This is a genomic window from Pseudomonas sp. Q2-TVG4-2 (genome assembly GCF_013620795.1).
In the GTDB taxonomy this organism is placed as follows: domain Bacteria; phylum Pseudomonadota; class Gammaproteobacteria; order Pseudomonadales; family Pseudomonadaceae; genus Stutzerimonas.
In genome coordinates, this window is the sequence record NZ_LGLW01000001.1 from 895,209 (window position 1) to 914,430 (window position 19,222).

Annotated in this window: 18 protein-coding genes; 3 read left to right on the forward strand and 15 right to left on the reverse strand. The window is 56.8% G+C overall.

The window, feature by feature from the left end; translation table 11 throughout:
* Positions 1-12 precede the first annotated feature (12 nt).
* Positions 13-1,557 carry a catalase gene (locus tag H3028_RS04370; RefSeq protein ID WP_181295831.1) on the reverse strand — a complete coding sequence of 515 codons (1,545 nt, stop codon included), beginning with the start codon at positions 1,555-1,557 and terminating at the stop codon, positions 13-15.
* A gap of 205 nt (positions 1,558-1,762) precedes the next feature.
* Positions 1,763-1,921: a hypothetical protein gene (locus H3028_RS04375; protein WP_181295832.1), complete on the reverse strand. Its 159-nt coding sequence runs from the start codon at positions 1,919-1,921 to the stop codon at positions 1,763-1,765.
* Positions 1,922-2,285: 364 nt separating this feature from the next.
* Here H3028_RS04375 and H3028_RS04380 point away from each other — a divergent pair, with 364 nt between their 5' ends.
* Together H3028_RS04380 and H3028_RS04385 are read left to right on the forward strand one after the other, a co-directional pair.
* Complete coding sequence (locus tag H3028_RS04380; protein ID WP_168423327.1) at positions 2,286-2,768, forward strand: acyl-CoA thioesterase; 483 nt, start codon at positions 2,286-2,288, stop codon at positions 2,766-2,768.
* A gap of 179 nt (positions 2,769-2,947) precedes the next feature.
* Positions 2,948-3,289, forward strand: a complete 342-nt coding sequence (locus H3028_RS04385; protein ID WP_181295833.1) for a zinc ribbon domain-containing protein YjdM — start codon at positions 2,948-2,950, stop codon at positions 3,287-3,289.
* Positions 3,290-3,467: 178 nt separating this feature from the next.
* Here the strand turns inward: H3028_RS04385 and speA are convergent, their stop codons facing one another.
* The 9 genes from speA to H3028_RS04430 form a co-directional block, all read right to left on the reverse strand.
* The gene (speA, locus tag H3028_RS04390) at positions 3,468-5,381 is read right to left on the reverse strand and encodes an arginine decarboxylase (protein WP_181295834.1); all 1,914 of its coding nucleotides are present in this window, start codon (positions 5,379-5,381) and stop codon (positions 3,468-3,470) included.
* 113 nt (positions 5,382-5,494) lie between these two features.
* The gene (locus H3028_RS04395; protein ID WP_181295835.1) at positions 5,495-5,866 is read right to left on the reverse strand and encodes a translation initiation factor Sui1; all 372 of its coding nucleotides are present in this window, start codon (positions 5,864-5,866) and stop codon (positions 5,495-5,497) included.
* A gap of 244 nt (positions 5,867-6,110) precedes the next feature.
* Positions 6,111-7,199 (reverse strand): glycine oxidase ThiO, encoded by a 1,089-nt coding sequence (thiO, locus tag H3028_RS04400; protein ID WP_181295836.1) that lies wholly within the window; start codon positions 7,197-7,199, stop codon positions 6,111-6,113.
* Between the two features lie 51 nt (positions 7,200-7,250).
* Positions 7,251-7,670: a type IV pilin protein gene (locus tag H3028_RS04405; protein ID WP_181295837.1), complete on the reverse strand. Its 420-nt coding sequence runs from the start codon at positions 7,668-7,670 to the stop codon at positions 7,251-7,253.
* Positions 7,667-10,915: a pilus assembly protein gene (locus H3028_RS04410; RefSeq protein WP_219919819.1), complete on the reverse strand. Its 3,249-nt coding sequence runs from the start codon at positions 10,913-10,915 to the stop codon at positions 7,667-7,669. Before H3028_RS04410 ends, H3028_RS04405 begins: the two co-directional genes overlap by 4 nt.
* A gap of 7 nt (positions 10,916-10,922) precedes the next feature.
* Positions 10,923-11,411, reverse strand: a complete 489-nt coding sequence (locus tag H3028_RS04415) for a PilX N-terminal domain-containing pilus assembly protein (protein ID WP_181295838.1) — start codon at positions 11,409-11,411, stop codon at positions 10,923-10,925.
* 9 nt (positions 11,412-11,420) lie between these two features.
* Positions 11,421-12,443, reverse strand: a complete 1,023-nt coding sequence (locus H3028_RS04420) for a PilW family protein (protein ID WP_181295839.1) — start codon at positions 12,441-12,443, stop codon at positions 11,421-11,423.
* Positions 12,440-12,877 carry a type IV pilus modification protein PilV gene (pilV, locus tag H3028_RS04425; RefSeq protein ID WP_181295840.1) on the reverse strand — a complete coding sequence of 146 codons (438 nt, stop codon included), beginning with the start codon at positions 12,875-12,877 and terminating at the stop codon, positions 12,440-12,442. Before pilV ends, H3028_RS04420 begins: the two co-directional genes overlap by 4 nt.
* On the reverse strand, positions 12,877-13,374 hold the full coding sequence (locus H3028_RS04430; RefSeq protein WP_181295841.1) for a GspH/FimT family pseudopilin: 498 nt from the start codon (positions 13,372-13,374) through the stop codon (positions 12,877-12,879). The genes pilV and H3028_RS04430 overlap by 1 nt, the downstream gene beginning before the upstream one ends.
* A 132-nt stretch (positions 13,375-13,506) precedes the next feature.
* Here H3028_RS04430 and H3028_RS21540 point away from each other — a divergent pair, with 132 nt between their 5' ends.
* Positions 13,507-14,019, forward strand: coding sequence for a GspH/FimT family pseudopilin (locus H3028_RS21540; RefSeq protein WP_181295842.1), 513 nt, complete (start codon positions 13,507-13,509; stop codon positions 14,017-14,019).
* Positions 14,020-14,130: 111 nt separating this feature from the next.
* Here H3028_RS21540 and ispH read toward each other — a convergent pair whose 3' ends face one another.
* From ispH to ileS, 4 genes are all read right to left on the reverse strand, one after another.
* Positions 14,131-15,075 carry a 4-hydroxy-3-methylbut-2-enyl diphosphate reductase gene (gene ispH, locus H3028_RS04440; RefSeq protein ID WP_181295843.1) on the reverse strand — a complete coding sequence of 315 codons (945 nt, stop codon included), beginning with the start codon at positions 15,073-15,075 and terminating at the stop codon, positions 14,131-14,133.
* Between the two features lie 170 nt (positions 15,076-15,245).
* A complete protein-coding gene (locus H3028_RS04445) occupies positions 15,246-15,698 on the reverse strand; it encodes a peptidylprolyl isomerase (RefSeq protein ID WP_181295844.1) in 453 nt (150 codons plus the stop codon).
* Positions 15,691-16,194 (reverse strand): signal peptidase II, encoded by a 504-nt coding sequence (gene lspA / locus H3028_RS04450; RefSeq protein ID WP_181295845.1) that lies wholly within the window; start codon positions 16,192-16,194, stop codon positions 15,691-15,693. Before lspA ends, H3028_RS04445 begins: the two co-directional genes overlap by 8 nt.
* A 195-nt stretch (positions 16,195-16,389) precedes the next feature.
* Entirely contained in the window at positions 16,390-19,221 is a 2,832-nt protein-coding gene (gene ileS, locus H3028_RS04455; RefSeq protein ID WP_181295846.1) for an isoleucine--tRNA ligase, read from the reverse strand.
* Position 19,222: the final 1 nt, after the last annotated feature.

Below are 19,222 nucleotides of genomic sequence, written 5' to 3' on the forward strand. Positions count from 1 at the left end.
CCGTTGTTACATTCAGTCCTGCAGTCTGGCGGCCAGCGTCTTTACCCGATCAAGATCGGATCTGGCAGCCTTGGTCAGCCCTTCGCCGTATCCGGCGTCAGCCTTGTAGAAATACGACAGCAGGTGATAGCGCGCCTCTTGGTCGGTCTTGGCGAGCTCGCCGCCCAGCGTGTTGATCAGATCACGCTGCTCCTTCTCGCTGAACGAGCGATACAGCTCGCCGGTCTGCTTGAAGTTCTGCTCACGGAAGATAGCTGCCTGCTGAGTAGTACCGGAGAGCGGCAGCTGGCTGTACAGCCCACGCCCGCTTTCCTCGCGGTTCATCCGGCGGCTCGGCTGGTAATTGACACTGCCGGTCGTGTGGCCAACATTCAATTGACCATCCTGGTTGCCATTGCTCACGTCAGTACGCGCCTTATTGATTGGTAGACTCAGGGCGTTGGCACCGATGCGGTACATCTGGGTATCGGCATAGGCGAACAGGCGGCCTTGCAGCAGGCGATCCTCAGACGGCTCGATACCGGGTACCAGGTTCGACGGGGCCATGGCGACCTGTTCGGTTTCCTGGAACACGTTGCCTGGGTTCCGGTTCAGCACCATGGTGCCGATCTTCGTTGACGGGACCAGCTCTTCCGGCCAGATCTTGGTGGCGTCCAGCGGATCGAACGCGAACGTGGCAAGCGCTTCGGGCTCCAGCACCTGCAGATAAAGATCCCACTTCGGATAGTCGCCCTGGTCGATGGCACTGATGAGGTCGCGGGTCATGTGGCTGTAGTCACGCCCCTGGATCTCCTGAACCTGCTTGGGATCGAGATTTTTCACGCCTTGCTGACTCTTCCAGCCGAACTTCACGTAGCGGTATTCGCCCTCATCATTGACGAACTTGTAGGCGTGCACGCTGCTGCCGTCCATGTAGCGGTAGCTGGCCGGCGTTCCGTAGTTGGAATAGAGCATCGTCAGCGTGCGCGTGGATTCAGGATGGTGGGAGAGAAAATCCATGCGACGGCTGTCGTCGTCCAGGTTGGTGCGCGGGTCGGTCTTGAACGCGTGCACCATATCGGGGAACTTGATGGCATCGCGGATGAAGAAGGTCGGGAAGTTGTTGCCGACCAGATCCCAGTTACCTTCTTCGGTATAAAACTTGGTGGCGAAACCGCGAGGATCGCGTAGCGTTTCTGGCGAATGACTGTTGTTGGTCACCGCGGAGAAGCGCACGAACACTGGCGTGGTGGCGCCTTTCTCGAAGACCTTTGCGATGGTCAGGTCGGAAATATCGGCCGTGGCGGTGAACTCACCATGAGCACCGGTGCCACGGGCATGCACCACACGCTCCGGTACCCGCTCGCGGTCGAAGCGCTGCAGTTTCTGCAGCAGCTGCACGTCTTGCAGCAAGATCGGGCCATTGGCCCCGGCAGTCTGGGAATTCTGGTTGTTGCCGACCGGCGCGCCGTTGTCGCGAGTCAGCGGAGCGGCATGGACCGACAAGCTCAGCAGGCTGGCACAAAGCACGCCCAGGAGCATGCGGGCAGGCAAAGCGCCTGACAGGTAACGATTCATCTAGTCGTCCTCTTCTCATTTTGATTGCGTCTGGAACGCGAGGAGCAGACTAGTGGCCGGCATCGCCCAGCCGAAATTGAATAAGCGAAGCGGCGCGATAGACAGATTCTGGTTGTTTCATAGCGGCGGACGGTTCACGCGCGCTACCCGCATGCGGCGCGGGTCGTCGCTGCTGCCTCTTGTCAGCGGGAACCTTCAGGCGAGGTCAGCGCGCTCGTAACAATGCGCGCTCCTGACCGGCCGCATAGGCATGCTCGCGCCGCTCGGCATCGCCCATCAGATAGCTGAAGCGTTCCATTGCCTCCTCGCTGACGTGGGTGAATGGCACGATGCAGCTGAGCAGAATAGGGATGAATAGGCGCATGGCGAGTCCGGCACTGGTTGAAATTGAAGCGCTTGGGTAGCCGGGACTATAGGGACAAAAGCGTTAGCGACACTGGCGTAAGTCAATGAAGACTCAAACGGCCCGCCGGGTCGGACAGGACCGGGAGTCCGTCCACAATTTTTCAGCGTTCACGCATTGCGGATGGCTGGAGCGGCCTGGTTGACCGCGACGCGATTGACGCGCACGTCGCGTCAGCGGGTTAAATTGCTGGTGAATATAAGCTGCGCGTTATTGCCACATTGACCCTGTGAAAAAAAACTGAAGGCAAGCCACGCCGAGCGCACACAGCCGCTTCGTATTCGACTAAAGTAGCGGCCCTTTTTGCCAGCACGAGCCGCGCACAATGCTAGATGGACACGCCGAACTGACCATGACCGTACTGATGACCCCGGACAAGGCCAACTTTTCCGGCAACGTACATGGCGGCACGCTGCTGAAGTACCTCGACGAAGTCGCCTATGCCTGCGCCAGCCGTTACGCCGGGCAATACGTCGTCACCCTGTCTGTCGATCAGGTGAATTTCCGTCAGCCGATCCACGTGGGTGAGCTGGTGACATTCCTCGCCTCGGTCAACTACACCGGCAACACCTCGATGGAAATCGGCATTAAAGTCGTGACCGAGGACATCCGCCAGAAGACTGTGCGCCATACCAATAGCTGCTTTTTCACCATGGTGGCGGTCGGTGAAGATGGTCGCCCGGCCACCGTGCCCGTGCTAAAACCCCAGACCCCGGACCAGAAGCGACGCTTCGCCCAGGCTCAGCATCGCCGGCAGATCCGCCGTGAGCTGGAAGAGCGCTATCGGGCTATCAAGGACGACTACTGAGTCATGGCAACCAGCCGCCCCGCAAACCTATTACGGGGCGGTATCGTGGCGCACTCATCCAGCCACAGGCCGCCCGGCGCTATCACTGACCGGGGCCATGCGGAACCGAGCAGAACCGCAATGCTGGATGACCCTATACAATCCACGGCTTTTCGCTGTAGCCAAACCGAGGACCTGCCGTGAGCGCTCTGCCACCCTGCCCCCAATGCGATTCCGAATACACCTACGAAGACAGCATGACGCTGGTCTGCCCGGAATGCGCGCACGAGTGGTCCTCGACCGAGCCGCAAACTGCGAGCGAGGACGGCAAGATAAGCAAGGATTCGGTTGGCAACAGACTGCAGGACGGCGACACCATCACCGTGATCAAGGACCTCAAGGTCAAAGGCTCTTCGCTGGTGGTGAAAGTCGGCACCAAGGTCAAGAACATCCGCCTGGTCGACGGCGACCATGATATCGACTGCAAGATCGATGGAATCGGCGCGATGAAGCTGAAGTCGGAATTTGTTAGAAAGGCTTAATTGCGAATCGCCTGGTTCAGCGTAGTCGCGGTAGTCGCGAGATCGTTGCTGTCTTGTAGAAGCGAGCTTGCTCGCGAATTGGCCATAAAAAGCATGCCAGCAAGCTGGCTCCTACAAAAAAGCGGGACCGTTCGTCCGCACACTGAGCGTGCGGACGAACATCACCTTCTAGCCACCCTCAAGGCGTCAGATACGAAGACCGCGTCAGACCCAGACGTAGCGCATCGATATACTGAGTGCGCTCCTTGGCGCTGAGCCGAGCACTGGAAACCTTGTCGCGGTAATAGGTCATCAGCTCCTCCGGCGACAGGTGTACGTAGCGCAACATGTCCTCAATCGTGTCGTGGGTCTCGATGCCAGCGTGATAGAAACTGCCATCCTCGCGCTGATAGACGTTCACCGAGTCGGTATCGCCGAACAGGTTGTGCATGTCGCCAAGGATCTCCTGGTAGGCGCCAACCAAGAACACGCCCAGGAAATACTCCTCGCCCGCCTGGATTTCGTGCACCGGCATGCTGTTTTCAATGCTCTGCTCGTCGACGTAGTGTTTGATCTTGCCATCGGAGTCGCAGGTCAGATCCTGTAGCACGGCGCGGCGCACCGGCTCTTCGGTCAGCCGCTGCAAGGGCACGATCGGCAGGATCTGGTCGATTGCCCAGGTGTCCGGAAGGCTCTGGAAGACAGAGAAATTGCAGATGTACTTGTCCGCCAGCTTATCGTTGAGCTCGTCGAGCACGGCGCGGTGCGAGCGCTGGCGCGCCTTGAGCTGGTTGTACAGCCGACGGCAGATAGCGAAGTAACTTTGTTCGGCCAGCGCCTTCTGCGCCAGGGATAGCTTGCCCGACGCGTACTGCGCGGCGGCCTCGCTCATGTAATGGGTCGCCCGCCAGTAAGTCTCGGTGACCATCTCCGGATCGGTCGGCCCGAGCAGATCAGCCAGGGCCTGGACGATCTCGGGCAGCTCGTCATAATTTTCGATCGTCGGTGCCTCGTCATTGTGACGTTCGAAATCGGTGACCTGCATCACCAGTACCGCATGATGTGCAGTCATGGCCCGACCGCTCTCGGAGAAAATATGCGGGTGAGGCAGCTCCTGCCGATCACAGAACTCCTTGAGCATGCCAACCACGGTGCCGGCGTATTCGTCGATGTCGTAATTAATCGAACTGGCGTTGCGCGAGTGGGTGCCGTCGTAGTCGACCCCAAGCCCGCCACCCACGTCGATATGATCGACTGGCAACCCGAGCGCGCGCAGCTCGGCGTAGTAACGGATGGCTTCGCGAAAACCCTCACGGTAGTCGGCCAGGTTCGCAATCTGCGAGCCCATGTGAAAGTGCAGCAAGCGCACGCCCTGGTCGACGCCAGCCGCGCGGAAGCGGTCGATGACGGTAAGCAGCTGGGCTGCGGACAAACCGAACTTACTCTTCTCTCCGCCAGTGTCGGCCCACTTGCTCGACGCCAGCGACGACAGCCGTACACGCAAGCCGACCTGCGGCAGAATTTTCAGCTCGGCCGCCTCTTCGATCACCATGCCGACTTCAGACATCTTTTCGATCACGATGAACACGTTATGACCGAGCTTCTGCCCCATCAGCGCCAGGCGGATGAATTCGCGATCCTTGTAGCCGTTGCAGACAATGGTGCCGCCCTTCGGCGCCAACGCGAGCACCGCCATCAGCTCCGGCTTGGAGCCGGCCTCCAGGCCGATGGCGACGTTCTGCGTGGCGATGATGTTTTCAACCACTGCCTCCTGCTGATTGACCTTGATCGGGTACAGAGCGGTGTATTGGCTCTGGTATTCGAGGCGCTCGATGTTAGCGTCGAAGGCGCCGGTCAGCCGACGCACCCGGTCCTGCAGAATGCCAGGGAACCGCACCAGCAACGGCAAAGTCAGCCCGGCCTCACGCAACTGCTCGATCAGCCCGGTGAATTCGACTGATTCCCCAGCGGGCCCTTGGGGGCGCACTTCGACATGGCCATCGTCATTGATCGAAAAATAACCGGCGCCCCAGTGGCGAATGCCGTAAACGCTCCGGCTGTCCGCTGCGGTCCATTGGCTGCCGTCGTCTTTACGTGTGCGTCGAACAGGCATTCAAGCCTCCTGAAAAATTGGGTAGGGGTCTGCCGAGCGTAGAACACGGCAGAAGGCTATCTCGATTGGACAGCCGGTACGCAAGAAAGCGCAAAATCGGAGACGTAACAGGCTCAACCGCCAGATTTTTTCGCCTTGAATCCACGCTTGATCAGCTCGTCGAGCAGCAGCTGAACATGATCGCCCTGGATCTCGATAATGCCGTCTTTGAGCGCGCCGCCAGTACCACAACGACGCTTGAGCCCGCTGGCAAGCTCCTTGAGCTCAGCTTCGGCCAGCGGCACGCCGGTTATGGTCGTCACAGTCTTGCCACCGCGGCCCTTGCTCTCCCGACGGACCCGAGCGATGCCGTCTCCTTCCGGAATAGCCGACTGTTTGCAAACACAGGCGTCCAGTGGCTGGCTGCAATCGGGGCAGTGCCGTCCCGCATCCGTGGAGAACACCAGCCCGCCAAGGCCTGAAAAGGAAGTGGTTTTCTTGGCCACACGAACCTCTTGAGCGAAGAAATCGGCGCGACTAGACCGAGCGCCACAAAGCCAGGCAATTTAACAGCAAAAACGACTCATACGTAGAGCCAGACGCCATACTCTCTGACGAATACCGGCAACGCCGCCTTGGCGGTAAGGCTTCGGCTCTACGCACTGAGTTTCGCCGAGATGGGCTCGTCTGCAATGAATAGCGCCCAGCTACGAATATTGCTCAGCTGCTCCGCAACCCATACGGCCGACGTCAGAGCCGCCCGGCAGGCGCGTACGGTTCCGGGTCGATGCAGGGCGCGTTGCCAGTCATCAGATCGGCCAGTAACTGGCACGAGGCAGGCGCAAGCACCAGGCCGTTCCGGAAGTGTCCGCAATTGAGCCAGAGCCCGTCATGGCCGGGTACCGGGCCGATATACGGAATGCCCTCAGGCGATGCGGGCCGCAGCCCTGCCCAATGCTTGATCACTTCGGCGTCGGCCAGCCCTGGCAGCAAGTCGAGGGCAGTCGCCTTTAGGCTTTCCAGCGCATCATTGGTAGGCGTCTTGTCGAAACCGACATCTTCCAGCGTACTGCCCACGAGAATATGACCATCACGTCGTGGGATCGCATAGCGCCGCTTGGCCAGCACCATGCTCGGCAGAAAATCTTCGGCACACTTGAAGAGAATCATCTGGCCCTTCATGGGCTTCACCGGCAGCTCGAACCCCAGCGTGGCCAGCAAGTTGCCGCTCCAGGCGCCCGCGGCGACGACAACCCGCTCGGCACGCATCTCGCCCTTTGTCGTCTGCACACCGACAACCCGCTGTCCATCGCGAACGAAGCCGGTTACGGGGCAGTGCTCGACGACCCGAACGTTGGGCAGCTTGATCAGTGCCGCACGCAACGCCTGCAGCAAGCGAGGGTTGCGCACGTTGGCCACACCAGGCATGAACACCGCGCGAGAAAAGCCTTCACCGAGGGCCGGCACAGCGGCATGCACCTCTTCTATCCCCACCCGGTGCAACGGTCGACGTTCACGCTCGGCCCAGGTCAGCGCCTCGCCTTCATCATCCAGATCCAGCCAGTAAAGCCCCGTCTCGTAAACCTCCGGATCGATACCGGTTTGCTCTCGCAAGCGCTCCCCCAACCGCGGATAGAAATCCTGCGACCAATGCGCCAACGCCGTAACCGCCGGACTGTAACGCCACGGGTACAACGGCGAAACGATCCCACCGCCGGCCCAGGAGGCTTCGGTGCCCGTTTCGCCTGATTCGAGCAGGACGACTTCCTGGCCCGATCTCGCCAGTAAATAAGCCGATAGCAGCCCGATGACACCGCCACCAACAATCCCGTTTCGCATGATTTCTCCCAGAAAAAAAGGGCCATAGGCCCTTTTCTCCACGTTAAGCTATTACCAGCACTCCGCTACTGTCTTTCCACCTGCACTATCGTTCAGCCCACGTACACCGGCATGGGTCAATTCATAGTTGCCGCACGGATCACTAGCCATCGATCCGGTACGCGTGGCTCGCAGGGTATAGGTACTGGCAGTTGCGGCCTGAGAGGCGAGCACATAGGTCGCAGCTCCGCTGGCTGGCACATTCGCTTGAAATACGGTTGCCAAGGCTCCGCCCGCATCCAGATAAGTATTGTTTGCCGAGTAATGGCGCTCCAGTGCCTGAGCGGCATCTAGCAAAGCCGCTTTGACCTCCGCTCGTTTACTTTTTCTCACCGACTCGATGTAGCTAGGATACGCGACTGCAGCAAGAATCCCGACGATCGTCACCACGATCATCAGCTCGATTAAGGTAAAGCCCCTTTCACGCTTCATTTCAACTGCCTCCAAGACATACGGCCAGGACGCGAGCCGCTTCCAGACATATCAAACTGCTCGATGCTGCCGCCCGTGCCGGAAACGTAACCGGAATCGCCTCCATCACCGAACAGGTTTTCAGGGGCATCTACAGTGCCATCGCCTAGCTTAAAGCCACTAGGAGCGCAACTTGTGCTACCGCAGCTAACAACATCTTTGGTGTCGAAATACTTGTCGTTATTAACGTCGAACAGGCTTTCATTGAGGCGCCCCCCGCTCAGCGCGTCCATACCAAGCACCCAACTCTCACCACCTGACAGGCAGGGGTCGCTGCGAGGTATGAACGTTGTAAATAGCGCCCTGTCCTTGGAAAGGGACGGCGTGGCTATGACACGCTCCCCATCCAACACACCGCCCTCAAGGCGCAAGTTAACATACCAGCCATGATGAAGATCCCAATCAATAGGCTCTTGACTCAACACTCGATACTCACGATCGTTAGCAACGGCTTCGTTCAAAAAGGTTTGTTGCAGTAGTTTCGACTTGGCAACGGTGTTGCTCGTGCCGGATAAGTCCCGGTCCCATATTCCGTACATCGTCTGCAACTCGGTATTTACCTTGTCCGCCGCAACTAAGTACTGTCCCGTCCCAAAAATCACCAAACGGCCCAAAGTAGGGTGAAGCATGACCCGCACCTTCGCCGTAATCGGCTGTCGTGCACCGGAATTGCGAGCTTTGAATAGCAGGCTGCTGGACCACTGACTGGTTTTGCTGGAGCTCAAATCAAACTTCCAGAGGTTCCCCAAAACATCACCGGCATAAACATGCGTCACCCTGCGATTGGAGTCGAAAAACGCAGTAGCAGTAGACAGTCCGTTCGGCGCAGTACTCCCGTCTGGATCAGTCACCGTAAGCTTGTTTATGAGCCCCCCCGTTGCCGAATCAACAACGTAGAGAGCAGCTTTCCCCGCGTTACTCGCGTATCCGTTGCCAAAAATTGACACATAGCGGTCTTCGCTCCCCACCAGTACTCTCGAGACCGTAGGCTCACCGAATTGATAACCAAGGTCATTCCAGTTGTTAGTCGGTTCGTTAGTATCCGGGGCGGTGCGCTCCCACAACACATCGGAACCTTCAAAGTTTCGATCGGTCATGTCTAGGGCAAAAATCCCTCGACCACCATAGCCGAGCGTACCGACCATATAAGTTTTCCAGCTACTTTTGTAGTAGACGTCGCCTAGACCAAAAGAGCCATCGACGTAAAAATGATGATTGTAGTCCGGCTCGGTGAGGGCAATAAGCCCCGGCGTTGCGCCTGGACTAATCGCACGAGTCTTAAATAGACTGACCGGAACGTAAGCGAACTCTTCGCCTCCCGAGTTCGCATTGAATCCATGCAACATCCCATCGTTCGCACCGACTACTACAAGCGGCGTTAGGCCCTCTTTCGATTCGACATAAGCCATGTAACTGTCGGCAGGCTCGCCCACATCGTCGGCGTCGTTTGGGACGTTATAACCGTTATTTTGTTGTCCTATAAATAGCGGGTCGGAATTGACGATATCGCCAAGTACAGAGCTCCGGTTACGAAGGCGCTGCCCTTCATAGGGGGCCTCAAGTACTGCGCCATCATTACCTCCTCTTAGCCAAGTCAAGCGCTTCTGAGCGTTCGCATTATCAGTTTCATCCGCCTTCATCAGACTTGCACGCTGAATACTGTTCAGATTATCCCAGACCAGCGCCTGCCCACGGATACCCGTGAAGCCCGCATCGTCATTGTAAGTAAATATTTTTCGAGCCGATGGTGAAGGAATTTTACCCGCATCAGATGTTCGCCAAGCGACGTCACCAACTGTGCCATCTAAACTTACACGATAGGCAAGAACCTCTCCAGTCCAGTCCGCGCTATTATATCTCGCCTGATATATGAGAGACCCTTCCTGAATACGCTTCGTATTTGCTGAAACTGCTGAAGCTGAACTCATCTGCCGGCGAATCGATTGTAGTGCAGAGTTAAGCGCATTATTCAACTGGCTTGAATCATTCGCAATGTAATAAGCGCCATGACCATACTCCGCAGCATCCTCCAGCATTTGGTTATCGACAGCGAAACCTACGGTGTAGGTAAGTAAATTCTGCTTCGGGTATGCACTATCATTGAAGCTCTTTCCTGCCAGGTCGCTGCCAGTCTTCACCAAATCAATATCGTAGCCAAACTTTGCTATATCATCGAGATAGAGCGTGTCCCCCTCCCCCGTGCCAGACAAGTTCTTTCCATCAGAATAGGGCTGTCCGAACGCCTCATTTTTCCCATCCCAGTCAGGGAGATTGTAACTACCCGCCACATCCGGACTATTGCCATCAGGATCATTCTCAGGAAACGAAGAATCATGGGTCGGCAAGCCATCAGTCAGTACCACTCCAAAGTTTTTTTGGCATCGGTATTGCACTGGACTAGTATAGTCGCCACTACCCGCTCCCTGATGGCGGCTAATCCCACGGTAATAACGGGTAACTTCGTAATAGGTTTCGGCTAGAGGAGTGTTAGCTATAGGCTGCAGCGCGCCGATTTCCGAAACCAGATCGCTATAGTTCTGATCAGCCTGTTCCTGTGTTACACCTTTCGCAGCGGAAAGATCGAGAATATCTCGTAGAATACTCCCGCCAGGCCCCGAGTTCCCTGATGTAGCTCCATTGAATGCCGATAATCCAATACGCATACCACGATTGGCTGTGATGATATTTTCTGCTGCATTACGAGCAACCTCCATTCTGTACTCATTAGGCAGGACTGCTCGCAGATCGTTACCACTGGCACCAGCCGCAGTATATGTATAGTAAATATAAGAAAGATATTTCGACGTATACCGCGTTCTCTGGCTCCCCGCGGGATCGGGTAGCATATAACAACGGCGAACCGCACCAGATCCATTGGTGTTGTACAGTGCCTTAAACCCGCTCGCGCAGTCCCGCTGAGTTATAGTAGACAGGGAAATATTCCCATCTTCAACACCACCTCCCCAATAAAAACCCCCTCCGGATTGATATATATAGTACACCGGCGCAAGAGTGTTAGTTTCCACCCCAAGCGGAGCAATTGCGTTATACATGCTTCCGGAGTTATCCACTAAAAGCATAACGTTAGGTGGCACAGAGCCTGAAATAGAAAGCGGCTGATTGGGAAACGGACCAACAGCATAAACGGGCGCCGCCAAGTAAAGGACTAGAGCAGCACCCATCATTGAAGCCTTATACTTTTCCATAAACACCTCAACGACTGACCGTGGACTGCAGGAGAACTACGGTATCGGTAGTTCCACCAACCGCTCGCGCTGTAACACGATATGAATTGATAACTGAAACTTCGACATCGTCATTTGGGGTATACGCTCGAGTGGTTAGCCATTCGAGCGTATATCTTGGCGCACTTCGCACACCGGCGTAACTATCGGTTATACCCTGCGACCGTGCATCCCAGGGATAAGAATCGGCCATAGGCCGTATACCGTCATAATCCGCCCCTAACAATCCATTGGTACCAGCGTTCGAAAATACTATACCGGCTTGGCGCAAGTGATCCTCCCCTACACGTAATGCCGCCTCAGCCGCCTGGAACGCCAAATTACGGTCACGCTCGTTGCCCGCCATTCGCTCTTGCAAAGTGGAGTCCTGGATAGACGCGACACCGATCATGGTCAATATCAGCAGAAACACCAGACTAATAATAAGAGCGGAACCAGCCTGTTCTTGCTTATTCATTGCCGCACCTCAACGAAGACGATTACGTATGGCTACAACGGATCCGAACGATTGCCGCAAATGTCCATCCGCGGCAATCGCAGCGCCATTGAAGCTGAACACTTGCGAACCAGCGCCGGCTTTCGGCGCTACGTTATCGTCAGCGCTTTGCAGCAAGAAGCGAAAGCGGACGCTAACCACGTCAGACCAATCACTCACATGGTCAGCGGTGTGATACACATCAGCCACGGGACGGCTACCGGTGCTGATTCCATACTCGACCTGGAAGTCTTGAACGCCTTCGACAACTTCAGCAGCACTGGCACTAGCATCATCTCGATATGCGAAACGTCTCTGCATCCACAAAGCTCTAATGGCTGCTCCGCTTGGTGAAACCCTACCGGTATCTCTTACAAAGAAGGTTATTTGCTCGAAAGCCATCACCTCGGCATCCGAGCCATACGCCTTACTTAGGCGATTGCTTGTATTAAGGTTGTTGGCATGCGCAACTGTAGTCTTCCCGCTCGATTGAGAAACACTGGTGGCTCTAAATATGTCAGCCGAGGTGCAATCAGCAATGAATAAGGTATCTTCAGCCTTCAAACCCAGCTCATTGTCCTCCACTTGAATATTGGCATTATCAACCGCCATATTTCCCGTCAACTGCAACCCTAAATTCGACGCCTTACGGACAACTAATACGTCTGTTCCCGGACTAGCACCCCAAACGTTCGCCGAATCTACGTCATTCTCCCCACTCATGATTTGCCCCAAGGGATTACTCGCATCCAACGGTGGCGGAGAAGCGATTACATTAATACTGATATCTTCTAGATTGCCACACCCCATATAACCCGCCATCCGGCCTTCGGCGGCAAGCAAGCCTACTGCAAACCGACCGTTTTCCTGAAGCCGTGACATCGCATCTTGCATTCTGTAGGTAGTCTTGCTAGCTAAAAACATCTGCAGAACCGCTGCGCCGATAATCAAACTTAACGCCAAAGCCACCAGCAGCTCTACCAGGCTTAATCCCTTGCTATAGCGCGTCCTCACGAGCAATCCCTCTCACAAAGCCTGGTTGCGAAAACGAACTGCTGTGCTTCTTCGCCGTCTGTTTTTGACTCATCCCACTGCACAGTCACAGAGTAAATGTTGCCATTTCGGCTGATGCTGCCATTGCCTGCGGGCAAGTGGTCAGCGAGAGCACCCTTCCATTCGTTTAAGTCAGTATCCGCAATGCTACTTCCAACCGGTGCAGAGTCAGATAAATTAATGGAATACGCACCTGACAAGGCCGCCGGCGCGTTCGCGCGCATCCGATCAGCAATATCGTAAGCAAGAAACGTAGCCTGAGAACGAAAGGCCGCGGTCTGGTTATATTTCATTGCATTTAACTGAAGGCCAACCATACCCAATATCCCCACTCCAAGGACCAGCATCGAGACAAGCACTTCAATTAGACCAAAACCCTGCATCCGTCGATCCATCACGGGCACTCCTTCGGCAAAACGGTAGCTCTTCCAGCCAGATTAATGGTGATTGTTCTTTCATAACGACAAGCCAGCTCAGGCATGGAGTAATTAAAGTTAATCACCGTACCGACTGCCACCCCATCAAGCCGCCCTTGTCCATTTAAAATCAAGCCTGTCGTGGCGGAGGTTAGGGTTGATCCACCTGTCAATGCAGGAAAAACCCGGATAAGTTCCGCACCGTCAAGTACTGCGTTACTGTTAGAGTCAGCCCAGACACGCCACCCTTCGTGCCAGTTTCCGTTGTTTAACGATGTCACACGCACCTGACCTCCTCGCTTGATGGCTTCACTGCGCGCTAGGTTGATTGCATTGAGCAATAATCCAGACTGCGTTTGGGCGCGACTCTGCCGCATGAGATCACCAAAACCAGGCACCGCGATGCTCAAAATTATCGCCAATACGGCAACCGTGACCATTAATTCGATTAACGTGAACCCGGAACTTCGCGACATGCAAAACCTTCCCATTTCAGACTCGATAACAGTATTCTCTCTGTGCGGAGCGGGTCACTCCGATGCGGATGGCCGGAAGCAAAAGCCGGACGACCGGTACACCGCACTTACTCAGCTAAAAGGCAGGAAGCCATGCTTACATCAAAGGGACTCAGTCTCGTAGAGTTGCTTGTCACAATTTCGATAATAAGCGTCATTCTTTCGGTCGCCATGCCTAGCGCAAGCAGATTAAGAGAGCAGCAGCACTTAGCTTCGGTTCTCTCTGACCTGCGAGGCGGCTTGGCGCTAACAAGGCAGGAAGCCATACGTACAGGCAGTAGCGTATCGATAGCGCCCTCAGCCAATCACTGGCAAAACGGATGGAGAATATTCCGCGACACCGACCATGATGGCATTTGGGACGTAGGAGAACATTTGCTACGGGAGGTTCCGGCGCTTCCCGACACCCTTTCACTAAGCAGCAATACTCCGTTGCGGCACTATATCCGTTATACGCCGAGCGGCAGAGCCACGCTGGTTAACGGCGGTTATCAGATGGGTACCCTTTCGCTTTGCGAGAACACGAGCAAAAAGGGATACCAACTTCGATTAAACAACGCTGGTCGCTTCTCAGTGAACCCTGTCAATGGATGCGAAAGTTTTTAGGATGTATGCCGAGCGGGCGCAACCCGCCCCGCCCTATGCAAACCCTTGGCGAATTTGGCGAGTAAAAACATCTACGAGCGCAACTCAGCGTGTCACGTAAAGCTACGGCAGTTATACCGCCTTCAACCGCAGCTCCTTCGGCATTGAAAACGTCACGTTCTCCGGCCGCCCATCGAGCTCATCCATCCCCGTAGCCCCCCACTCGCGGAGCTGATCGATTACCCCGCGCACCAGCACCTCGGGAGCTGAAGCGCCGGCGGTGATGCCTATTCGCTCGATGCTCTCAAACCACTCTCGCTTGAGGTCTTCGGCGCCATCGATCAGGTAGGCTGGCGTATCCATGCGCTCGGCCAGTTCGCGTAGGCGGTTGGAGTTCGAGCTGTTGGGGCTCCCGACTACTAGCACTACATCGCACTCACCGGCCAGTTGCTTTACCGCATCCTGACGGTTCTGGGTGGCGTAGCAGATATCGTCCTTACGAGGGCCACCAATGCTGGGAAATCTCCGGCGTAGGGCGTCGATGACTCGGCTGGTGTCATCCATCGAAAGAGTGGTCTGAGTAACGAAGGCCAGCGATTCGGGATTACGTACCTGCAGCTTGGCGACGTCTTCCTCATCTTCCACCAGATAAATCGAGCCGCCGTTGGCGGTATCGTATTGGCCCATGGTGCCTTCGACCTCCGGATGACCTTCGTGGCCGATGAGGATGCATTCGCGTCCTTCTCGGCTGTACTTGGTCACTTCCAGATGAACCTTGGTCACTAGCGGGCAAGTGGCGTCGAAGACTTTGAGACCGCGCTTGTCGGCTTCCATCCGCACCGCCTGGGACACGCCGTGAGCACTGAATATCACAATGAAGCCATCCGGCACCTGGTCCAGCTCATCAACAAAAATGGCGCCCCGCTCGCGCAAGTCTTCCACCACAAACTTGTTATGGACCACCTCGTGACGCACATAAATCGGTGGCCCGAACACCTCCAGGGCGCGGTTGACGATCTCGATGGCGCGATCAACACCGGCACAGAAGCCACGCGGATTGGCGAGTTTGATTTGCATATGAATTCTCGACGCTCTTAGCGGGTAAGTTGTGAAGTGTACCGACTGCCTATAGCGATGAAGCGCAGTGGGTCAGCAGTGAGCACACGCACAATGAGGCGACATAATCGCCAGCAAGAACTAGGCGTCCCCCCTGGTTCCTACAACAGCGGCTGCACGCGATCTAACGGTCAGACCGGCTTGACCTCGAATATCTCTACCTCGAATATCTCTACCTCGAAGGTCAGTGCCTTGCCTGCCAGCGGATGATTGAAGTCAACGGTAACCTGACGATCATCAAAGCTTTTGACGACCCCTGGCAGCTCCGTCTTGGCAGCATCGTTGAAAATGACCAGCAGCCCTTCGGATAGCTCCATGCCTTCGAACTGACTGCGCGGCATGACTTGCACATTCTGCGGATTGTGCTGGCCGAAGCCCTGCTCCGGCGCGATCTGGAAGGTGCGCTTGTCGCCGGCTTGGAGTCCGAACAGCTGCTGTTCGAATCCAGGCAGCAGATTCCCATCACCGACCTTGAACGTGGCCGGTTGCTTGTCGAAGGTCGTGTCGACCTGCTCGCCGTTTTCCAGGCTGAGCGCAAAGTGCAGGGTAACCTGCATGTCTGGCCCGATGCGTTGTTCAGTCATTTACCGTTTCTCCCGTTTTACTGCTACGGAACATATCCAGCGCCAGCATCACGGCACCAATGGTGATGGCGCTGTCGGCAATATTGAATGCCGGGAAATACCAGCGGTTCTGCCAATGCACCAGAATAAAGTCGACGACATGGCCGAGCATCACACGATCATAGAGATTACCAAGCGCGCCACCCAGAACCAGTGCCAAGGCAACGGCGAGCCAGGTCTCATAAGGCTTCAAGCGTTTCATCCAGACCACCAGCACGGCGCTGACACCAATGGCGATCAGAGCGAACAGCCATCGTTGCCAGCCGGAATGATCGGCCAGAAAGCTGAAGGCCGCGCCTGTGTTGTAGGCCAAGGTCCAGGCGAAGTAGTCGGGTATCACGTCAACCTTCTGGTACAGGCTGAAATTGGCTTCGAAGTAATGCTTGGTGGCCTGATCCAGCGCAATGACCAAGATGCTGAGCCATAACCACGACAGCTTACCGAGACGGGCGGTCATGCTGCTTTCCTCGAAATAGCACAGCGGGTCTTCCCCGCCACGGAACTGGTATGGCGCCATAGGGTGGGCTGAACGACCCTCCGCTTCAGCCCACCGGCAGTCCCGCCGTGGCGCCAGCGGCGGGCTGAAGCCCACCCTACGGCGATCATCGAGCCGTGATCGCCAGCAAGCTGGCTCCTACAATCATGCTCTCGGTCACGCATAGTGACGGACCTCGCCTGCGCCTTCGATGTTCTCAACGCAGCGGCCACAAATTTCCGGGTGCACCGCGTGAGTACCGACATCGGGCAGGTGATGCCAGCATCGGCCGCATTTAGCGTGGCCGGTCTTGCTGATCTGCAGCTTGAGGCCAGAAAGCTCGCTCTGTACGGCCTCAGCCGGTGCTGCGGTGAGAGGCGCTACCGCCACCGCCGAGGTGATCAGCACAAAACGCAACTCGCTGCCCAACTTGGCCAGATCGGCCACCAGTGCGTCTTCGGCGTAGAGCACCACTTCGGCTTGCAGGTTACCGCCGATGGTCTTGGCGGCGCGCTGGGTTTCCAGCTCCTTGTTCACGGCAGCTTTGACCGCCATGACCTTGTCCCAGAATCCGCGACCCAGTTCCACACCGGCAGGTAGTTCGGCAAGACCTTCATACCAGGTATTGAACATCACCGATTCATTGCGCTTGCCTGGCAGGTACTGCCAGATCTCGTCGGCTGTGAAGGACAGGATCGGCGCGATCCAGCGCACCAGTGCCTCGGCAATGTGGTACAGCGCGGTCTGGCAGGATCGGCGCGGCAGGCTGTCGGCACCGGTGGTGTACTGACGATCCTTGATGATGTCGAGATAAAAGCCGCCTAGCTCCTGCACGCAGAAGTTGTGTACTTTTTGGTAAACGTTCCAGAACTTGTAGGTGCCATAGGCTTCTTCGATTTCCCGCTGCAACAACAGTGCGCGGTCGATGGCCCAGCGGTCGAGCGCGATCAGCTGGTCGGCCGGGACCTGATGCCGCGCCGGGTCGAAACCGTCGAGGTTGCTCAGCAGGAAACGTGCGGTGTTTCGGATGCGCCGGTAGGAATCTGCGCTGCGCTGCAGAATCACCTTGGAAACCGCCATCTCCCCGGAATAGTCAGTAGAAGCCACCCACAGGCGCAGGATATCGGCGCCCAAACTGTCGGTGACTTCCTGTGGCGCGACGACGTTGCCCAGTGACTTGGACATCTTGCGGCCGTTCTCGTCGACCACGAAGCCATGCGTCAGCAGCCCCTTGTAGGGCGCGTGGCCGTCGATCGCCGAACCAGTCAGCAACGAGGAATGGAACCATCCACGATGCTGGTCGGAGCCTTCCAGATAGAGGTCCGCACGCGGGCCCTGGTCGTGCCCCATCGGGTGCGAGCCACGCATGACGTGCCAGTGAGTGGTACCGGAATCGAACCAGACGTCCAGCGTGTCACTGATCTTCTCGTATTGCGCCGCTTCGTCGCCCAGCAGCTCGGCTGCATCCAGCTTCGACCAGGCCTCAATGCCGCCCTGTTCCACACGCTGCGCCACGGCTTCCATCAGTTCGACGGTGCGCGGATGCAGCTCGCCGCTTTCCTTGTGCAGGAAGAACGGGATCGGTACACCCCAGGTACGTTGGCGCGAAATGCACCAGTCAGGACGTCCGGCGATCATGCCGTGCAGTCGTGCCTGGCCCCATGCCGGAACAAATTCGGTCTGCTCGATGGCATCCAGCGCGCGGCGACGCAACGAGCTGCCGTCGTGCGCCACCTTGTCCATGCCGACGAACCACTGCGCCGTGGCGCGGTAAATCAACGGCGTCTTGTGTCGCCAGCAGTGCATGTAGCTGTGTTGGATCGACTCGTGTTTCAGCAGCGCGCCGACTTCCCGCAGCTTCTCTACGATCGCAGGATTGGCTTTCCAGATGAACTGGCCGCCAAAGAACGGCAGGTCCGACACGTAAACGCCGTGGCTCTGCACCGGACTGAGAATGTCGTCGTTCTCCATGCCGTAATGCTTGCAGGAGCGGAAGTCGTCTTCACCGTACGCGGGCGCAGAGTGAACGATGCCGGTGCCAGCGCCGGTTTCCACGTACTCAGCCAGATAGACCGGCGCGAAACGCTCGTAGAACGGGTGACGGAAGCGGATGAGCTCCAGCGCCTTACCCTCGCAGCGGGCGATGATCTTGCCCTGCAGCTCGTAGCGCTGCAGGCAAGACTCGACCAGCTCTTCGGCGAGTACCAGCAGCTTGTCGCCAGTGTCGACCAACGCATAGACGAAGTCAGGGTGTACGTTGAGCGCCTGGTTGGCCGGAATGGTCCAGGGGGTGGTGGTCCAGATGACGATGCTGGCCGGCTTGGCCAGCGCAGCGACACCGAAGGCCGCGGCCAGCTTGCCCGCGTCTTCGACCTGGAAGGCGACATCAATGGCATCGGATTTCTTGTCCTGATATTCGACCTCCGCCTCGGCCAATGCCGAACCGCAATCGAAACACCAGTTCACCGGCTTCAGGCCTTTGAAGACGAAACCACCTTCGACCATCTTCGCCAGCGCGCGGATCTCACCGGCCTCGTTGGCAAAATCCATGGTGCGGTAAGGATTGTCCCACTCGCCAAGCACGCCGAGGCGGATGAAGTCAGCCTTCTGCCCCTCAATCTGCTCCGCGGCATAGGAACGGCAGCGCTCGCGCGTCAGGTCAGCCGGCTGATTCTTGCCGTAGGTGATCTCGACCTTGTGTTCGATCGGCAGGCCATGGCAGTCCCAGCCCGGCACATAGGGCGCATCGAAACCGGCCAAGGTTTTGGAACGGACGATAAAGTCCTTGATGACCTTGTTCACCGCATGACCGATGTGAATGCTGCCGTTAGCGTACGGCGGGCCATCGTGCAGGACGAACTTAGGACGACCTTCGCCGATCTGCCGCAGCTTCCCGTAGAGGTCAATACTGTTCCAGCGCTGCAGGGTCTCCGGCTCGCGCTGTGGCAGACCGGCCTTCATCGGAAATGCCGTGGATGGCAGATTGAGGGTCGCTTTGTAATCGGTCATT